General features: G+C 34.4%; 7 protein-coding genes. 3 read left to right on the forward strand and 4 right to left on the reverse strand.

The window, feature by feature from the left end; translation table 11 throughout:
* Positions 1–4: 4 nt before the first annotated feature.
* Positions 5–565, reverse strand: a complete 561-nt coding sequence (locus FA045_RS16170) for a DUF4256 domain-containing protein (RefSeq protein WP_136878121.1) — start codon at positions 563–565, stop codon at positions 5–7.
* Between the two features lie 16 nt (positions 566–581).
* The gene (locus FA045_RS16175) at positions 582–1,040 is read right to left on the reverse strand and encodes a DUF4293 domain-containing protein (RefSeq protein WP_136878122.1); all 459 of its coding nucleotides are present in this window, start codon (positions 1,038–1,040) and stop codon (positions 582–584) included.
* Positions 1,041–1,173: 133 nt separating this feature from the next.
* Here FA045_RS16175 and truA point away from each other — a divergent pair, with 133 nt between their 5' ends.
* Positions 1,174–1,929, forward strand: a complete 756-nt coding sequence (gene truA, locus FA045_RS16180) for a tRNA pseudouridine(38-40) synthase TruA (protein WP_136878123.1) — start codon at positions 1,174–1,176, stop codon at positions 1,927–1,929.
* 221 nt (positions 1,930–2,150) lie between these two features.
* Positions 2,151–3,941 carry an ABC transporter ATP-binding protein gene (locus FA045_RS16185; RefSeq protein WP_136878124.1) on the forward strand — a complete coding sequence of 597 codons (1,791 nt, stop codon included), beginning with the start codon at positions 2,151–2,153 and terminating at the stop codon, positions 3,939–3,941.
* A gap of 8 nt (positions 3,942–3,949) precedes the next feature.
* On the opposite strand, the gene FA045_RS16190 is transcribed toward FA045_RS16185, so the two are convergent.
* Entirely contained in the window at positions 3,950–4,381 is a 432-nt protein-coding gene (locus tag FA045_RS16190; RefSeq protein ID WP_136878125.1) for a hypothetical protein, read from the reverse strand.
* Positions 4,382–4,517: 136 nt separating this feature from the next.
* Here FA045_RS16190 and FA045_RS16195 point away from each other — a divergent pair, with 136 nt between their 5' ends.
* Positions 4,518–5,792, forward strand: coding sequence for a dicarboxylate/amino acid:cation symporter (locus FA045_RS16195; protein WP_136878126.1), 1,275 nt, complete (start codon positions 4,518–4,520; stop codon positions 5,790–5,792).
* A gap of 372 nt (positions 5,793–6,164) precedes the next feature.
* Here FA045_RS16195 and FA045_RS16200 read toward each other — a convergent pair whose 3' ends face one another.
* Positions 6,165–6,590: a cupin domain-containing protein gene (locus FA045_RS16200; protein ID WP_136878127.1), complete on the reverse strand. Its 426-nt coding sequence runs from the start codon at positions 6,588–6,590 to the stop codon at positions 6,165–6,167.
* Positions 6,591–6,985 lie beyond the last annotated feature (395 nt).

Consider the following 6,985-nt stretch of genomic DNA (forward strand, 5'->3'; position numbering starts at 1 on the left):
TTTTCTAAACCCTTAAACAACCTCTAAAAGCTCTCGCTCCATAATATGATTCTGCACCATTGTGGTAAACGAAAACTGTACCATAGCGGTAATCGCAAAATAAAGCGCCACCTAGTTTTCTTATTTCATCAGGTGTTTTAATCCAGCTTGAGGTTTTGGTGTCGAATTTACCAAACTGCTGCAGATAGCGGTATTGCTCTTCATTTAAAACTTCAATACCCATTTCGCTAGCCAAATTTATGGCACTGTTTGCAGGTTTGTGTTCTTTCCTTGCAGCTAAAGCTTCGGCATCATAACATAAACTTCTTCGACCTTTTGGAGTTTCGGCGGCACAATCAAAAAAGAGATATGCTCCAGTTTTTTCATCTAAACCAACAACATCGGGTTCACCACCTGTTTCTTCCATGCTATCGAGTATCCAAAGCTTATCCGCATTTGCGACTAAATTCGCTTGTATATCTTCCCAAACCAAGTCTACATGTCTGTTCATATTCTTTTCGAAACGAGCTTTGAGTGTTGCCAACAATTGTTGACTTTGCTCTGAAGAAAGGATATTGTTTTTCATAAAAAGTCTAATAAAATTACCTCAATCTATCAGCAGAACGGATTAGTTTTTCATCATGATTAATGCCTCTTAAGGCTAAAATACAAAAGAAAATAGCAATTGCAGGGGCAAACATACCCACATTATAATTGGCTACTTCTAAGCCGCCTGGTATTTTTTTAGCGTAAACACTGCACCAAAATGACAAGCCAATAATTAGCACAACATTAGCCATAATTACTCTTTTTTGAGCGGTTCTGTTTTTAAAATTAAAAATATTTGCAAGGCTCATTAACGCTACAGCTATTGTAGCAATCATTAACGGTAAATAAGCTTCAAGTTGTTTAAATTCTCCACTAGCTTTTTGATATAAACCCGTTGCTAAAACTTGATACTCATCACTTCCCACAGTTGTAGTAACCATCGGGAAAATTAATAAACTGCTTACTGTAAGTGCGGCTAATAAAAGCCATATTGTTTGTATTCTTTGTATCATAACTAAATATTTTAAGCAAACTTAATAAAAGATTTAAGGACTTGTAAAGTTGGACGATTGAAATTTGAAATGTTACATCAATCTGCTACTTTAAACTTGTCAACATTCAAACATTCTAAGTAGTTTTGTAAAATTGAATAAGCAGAGATATTTTATAGAACTTAGTTATAACGGTACAAATTTTCATGGTTGGCAAACCCAACCTAACGGGATAACTGTGCAGGAGTGTTTAGATAAAGCTTTAACTACTTACTTTAGACAAGATATTGTTACACTTGGTTGTGGTAGAACCGATGCTGGTGTGCATGCAACGCAGTTTTTTGCTCATTTTGATGTGTGGATTTTACCAGCAGGAGAGGTTGTAAATGCTTTAACTGGCATTAACTCCTTATTGCCTTATGATATTGCTGTTAAACGAATTTTTAAGGTCAAAGACGATGCCCATGCCCGTTTTGATGCAACCTCTCGTATGTACAATTATCATATTCATTTTGCAAAAGATCCATTTAAGTTAGATCGATCGTGGTTGTATAAAGGCAATTTAGATATTGTGAAAATGAACGAAGCAGCTCAGGTTTTACTGAATTTTACAGATTTTTCTTGTTTCAGTAAATCTAAAACCCAAACTTTTACCAATAACTGTAAAATAACTGAAGCCAAGTTTGAAGAAATTGATGGAGCTTTGGTTTTTACCATTAAGGCAGATCGATTTTTAAGAAACATGGTAAGAGCAATTGTTGGTACCATGGTTTTGGTGGGTAAAGGAGATCTCGAAATAGCAAATGTAGCTCAAATAATAGAAGGTAAAAATAGAAGTAAAGCTGGGCAATCTGTGCCGGCTTGTGGTTTATATTTAGTAGGAGTGGAGTACCCTTATGTTAAGGAATGAGAGAAGGAGAAAATGATTAAATGATTGAAGGAGAGAATGATTGAATGACTGAGAAATGATCGAATTAGAGAGTTAATGAATGTTGGAATGATTGAAGGATAATTGTTTTTTATTGACGGTGCAGAATATTCAATCATTCAAAACTCACTCATTCAAAATTATTCTTCAACTCACTCATTCCAAATTATAATTAAACTCATTAATTCAAAATTAAAATATACATGTCTAAAATAACAGGTGATGCATTTAACGTAGGTTTACTCAGAAGGGTTTTTGAGTATGTAAAACCGTATCGTAAAATTTTTGCATGGTCGGTGGTTTTAACTTTGCTTTTGGCAATAATTGCGCCAGTAAGACCATTTTTAATCGGTTACACTTTAGATGAATTTATCTTAAAAGGCGATTACAGCGGTTTGGTGAAAATGACAATTCTGATGTTGTTGTTGCTTATTTTACAAACGCTTTTTCAATACTGTCATACTTTACTAACTAATATTTTGGGCCAAAGTGCCATTAAAGATTTGCGTGTAAATGTTTTCAATCATATTACTAAATTAAGGCTAAAATATTTCGATCAAACACCTATCGGACAATTAATTACCAGAACGGTATCAGATTTAGAAACCATTGCTGATATTTTTTCCGAAGGTTTAATTGCTATGATTGGCGATCTACTACAAGTGATTGTGATCATTGGTTTTATGCTTTATGTAGATGTTGAGTTAACTATTGTGGTTTTATTACCTATTCCACTGTTAATTGTTGCCACGAGAATTTTTCAAAAGGCAATCAAAAAAGCTTTTCAAGAAATCAGAACCGAAGTTTCTAACCTTAACACTTACCTGCAAGAGCACATTAGTGGCATTTCAATTATCCAATATTTTGCCAGAGAAGATCAAGAATATAAAAAATTCATTAAAATCAATTCTCGCTACCGCGATGCCAATATCCGTTCAAATTGGTATTATTCTATATTTTTTCCGGTTGTAGAAATGATTTCGGCAACATCATTGGGATTATTAATTTGGTACGGAGCAAATAGTATATTAAAAAATCCGTTGGAAGTTAGGCCAGGTGTAATTACCACATTTATTATGTGTATTAACATGTTGTTTAGGCCAATTAGAGAGCTGGCAGATAAATTTAATACCTTACAAATGGGGATGGTTGGTGCCGAACGGGTTTTTAAAGTTTTAGACACCAAAGAAACTACAACTAATATTGGCACATTTGCTCCAACAAAAATGCAGGGATCCATTAGCTTCGATAAAGTTTGGTTTAGCTATAATCAGGATGAGATAAGTGAAGAAGAAAGCTATGTGTTAAAAGATATTTCTTTTGAGGTTAAAGCCGGACAAACCGTTGCTTTAGTTGGCGCTACAGGAGCAGGGAAATCTTCAACCATCAATATTTTAAACCGTTTTTACGAAATACAAAAGGGAACTATAAAAGTAGATGGAGTTGATATTAAGGAATATGAACTGAGTTATTTACGAAGTAATATTGCCACGGTTTTACAGGATGTTTTCCTTTTTTCTGATACTATTTTTAACAATATTACCCTAAATAATCCAAAGATAACTTTTGAGGAAGTTGTTGATGCTGCCAAAAAAGTTGGTGCTCACGATTTTATTGAGCGTTTGCCTGGTGGCTATCATTATAACGTGATGGAACGTGGTGCAACACTTTCTGCTGGTCAGGCACAATTGATTTCATTTATCAGAGCTTTAGTGTACCAACCTTCTATTTTAGTGTTGGATGAAGCTACCTCATCAGTTGATACAGAAACGGAGATGTTGATACAAACTGCAATTGATAAATTGATGCAAGGTAGAACCTCAATTGTAATTGCCCACCGTTTGTCAACCATACAAAAAGCCGATTTAATTATTGTGTTAGACAAAGGCGAAATCAAAGAAAAGGGAACACATCAAGCTTTGCTTAAGCTAGATGGCTATTATAAAAAATTGTACGATTTGCAATTTTCATCTGTTGGGATAGCCAAAAATTAAAGTTGTTTCTACTTCTTATCTAACTGATCTTCGGTATAAGTAGTAATGGTATTTGTGCCAACTTGTTCCGTACGTTCTTGTGTTAAAATGATGCTAGTGTTTCGCATAAATTTAATACGCCAAGTTGTAGCTGGAGTAGTATTGTAAGTTATATTTTCTCCGGCAGCATCTATCGTATAATCAACAGTTATACCTCTTCTTGTGTATTTCCCATCTGCTGTATAAACCAAAGTGTCAACAGGCAAATACGGAATGGTATCATTACGATTTGTATCTCTAAAGTTTTCAATTTCAATAATGACCTGATTTTTAAGCGGCCATTTGCCAATAAATCGTTCTTTTGCAAATTCTGATCCGGCAATTTCCTCCTCTTTTTTACACCCATAAATTGCTACTGCAAAAATTGATAGTAGGATGATTGTAATTTTAAAGTTTCTCATTTTGTTGCATTTGCATTGTAAAGATATAAATGCTAACGTCGTTTTTTATGTATTATTGATACTTTTTGTGCTAAATTTTAAAAAAATCATTAACCCAAAAGAAAATTCTCTATATTTCAGGTTGTAATTATTTCTAATGAAGCATATTTTTTCCAATTTAACTTTCCAAGTTTTAGTAGCCATAACTTTAGGTATTTTAGTAGGTGTTTTTTATCCGGGTTTTTCATCTTATGCCGAATTAATTAGCAAGAGTTTTATTAACATGATTAGCATGTTAATAGCGCCTATTATATTTTTTACCATTGTTTTAGGTATTGCCCACATGGGCGATATGAAAAAGGTAGGTAGAGTAGGCGGTAAAGCTTTATTGTATTTCGAAATTGTAACTACCCTTGCAATCATCATTGGTATGGTGGTGGCCAATGTTTTAAAACCGGGTGTTGGCGTTAATGTGCCAACTGGCGATGTAACTAAAATTGCCGCTTACACAGCACAGGCTGGAGAAATCAATTGGTTAGAGTTTATTGCTCATATTATTCCGAAAAATATATTCGAAGCATTTGCTAAAGGCGAAATTTTACAGATTTTATTCTTCGCAATTTTATTTGGGTACGGACTAAACAAAATGGGAGAAGCTGGGCATTCGGTCATCAGCACGTTCGATAAAATTTCCAAAGTGTTGTTTAACATCATGAAAGTAGTGATGCGTGTTGCCCCAGTTGGCGCATTTGGCGGAATGGCTTTTAGCGTTGGCAAATATGGTTTAGGAACTTTATTGCCGATGATGAAATTGATGGGTGCGGTTTATTTAACTTGCTTTTTATTCATTTTTGTTGTTTTAAATGCCATTTGCAGGTATTACAAATTCAGCTTGTGGAAATATTTGAAATACATTCGTCAGGAGATTTTAATTGTTTTAGGTACATCTTCATCAGAATCGGTTTTGCCAAGTATGATGAAAAAGATGGAAGATATTGGTTGCGAAAAATCAGTAGTAGGTTTGGTAATCCCTACTGGTTATTCCTTTAATTTAGATGGAACCGCAATTTATTTGGCGATGGCTGTGATCTTTTTAACTCAAGTTTTTAATGTCGATTTAACTTTAACGCAGCAATTATCTGTAATGGCGATACTGATGGTAACCTCAAAAGGTGCTGCTGGTGTAACCGGTAGCGGGTTTATTGTTTTGGCCAGTACGTTAACCGCTTTAAAAATAATGCCGGTAGAACATATTGCTATTTTATTGGGAGTAGATCGTTTTATGAGTGAGGCAAGAGCAATTACAAACATGATTGGAAACGGAATTGCAACTATTGTAATTGCCAAAAGCGAAAATGAGTTTGATGAAGGAAAATACTTGTTGGCTACTAATCCGGTTGCGATAGAAAAAGCAGAAGAGGATCATTTTTAACCTCAGTTTCCCTGGTTGGTGTCCTCACCAACCAATCATTATTTTAGGCTTTGTGATTAATTTTAGAAAAGCAATTACAGTACAAAAATTAAAGTTAGTCGGGCTTTCGTTTCAATCTTTTTGTTTTTGAGCTTTGACAACTTTCTAGATATTGTGCTATAAAAGTTGTCAAAGCTTAAGAAAAAACAAAAAGGATTTACACTTCAATCCCGTTTAATTAACAAAGGCTTTTGCTCCTATTATAAACTTACGAAGTTTGATGGGCTGTTGCGCTCTGGAGAACTTCGTCAGTTTATTCCTTGGTTGGTGTCCTCGTCAAGCACTAAATAAAATAATAAAAGCTATATTCCTACGTGTCTATGTAGTTATTATTCACTTCTTCTCATAAACAATCAAAATCGTTAAATCATTACCCTCATTAGGCTCAATGCTGTGCGAACTGCCTGGTCTGGTTAAAATGGCATCGCCTGCTTTTACCGAGAAAGTTTCTCCATTCATTTTCATTTTGCCGTTGCCGCTAAGTATGTAGTAAATTTCATCTTCTTTTTGCAAGTGATAACCGATGGAAGAGCCTGATTTTAAAGTTCTCTTTCTGAAAACCATTTTTAAATTTTGTGCATCTGCAAAGAAGTTGTATCCGATGGTTTTGCCACCACCTTTGTGCGTTCCAGGTTCTTCTTTGGCAACATCAATATCATTTTGAAGAATGAATTTACTGGTATCTATAGTTTGCGATTTTGCAGTAAAGTTTAAAGCGATAGTGAACAAAAGTATAAGAAGGTATTTGATGATTTTCATAAGGTTGATTTTGTACGAAACTAATTTAGGCATTTTGCTATTCATTTAGCCAAAGGCACAGCGCTTTGTAATATAAACCCGACAGGCGTGTAGGTATTTGTCCTTTAGATTTGTAACAGTATCTTATTTATGGATTAATTGGATTTACAATTAGTTTAGCCTTGAATAAAATATTAAAAAGATTACCTAATCGGTAGCGGCACATTAACGTTTTGTCAAGGTTTTTATACCTATAGCATGATGCAATCCGCTACCGATTTTTCTCCCTTAGTGACCAGATAACAATTAGGGCATTACCCATTATTAAGGACTTGGATCGATGGGTTGGAATTAGGTAAACATTACAAACATAAAAAATAACAGGATGATTAGCAGCACAAAATTTTTTATTGGTA

The organism is Pedobacter cryotolerans (genome assembly GCF_005116475.1).
Lineage (GTDB): Bacteria > Bacteroidota > Bacteroidia > Sphingobacteriales > Sphingobacteriaceae > Pedobacter > Pedobacter cryotolerans.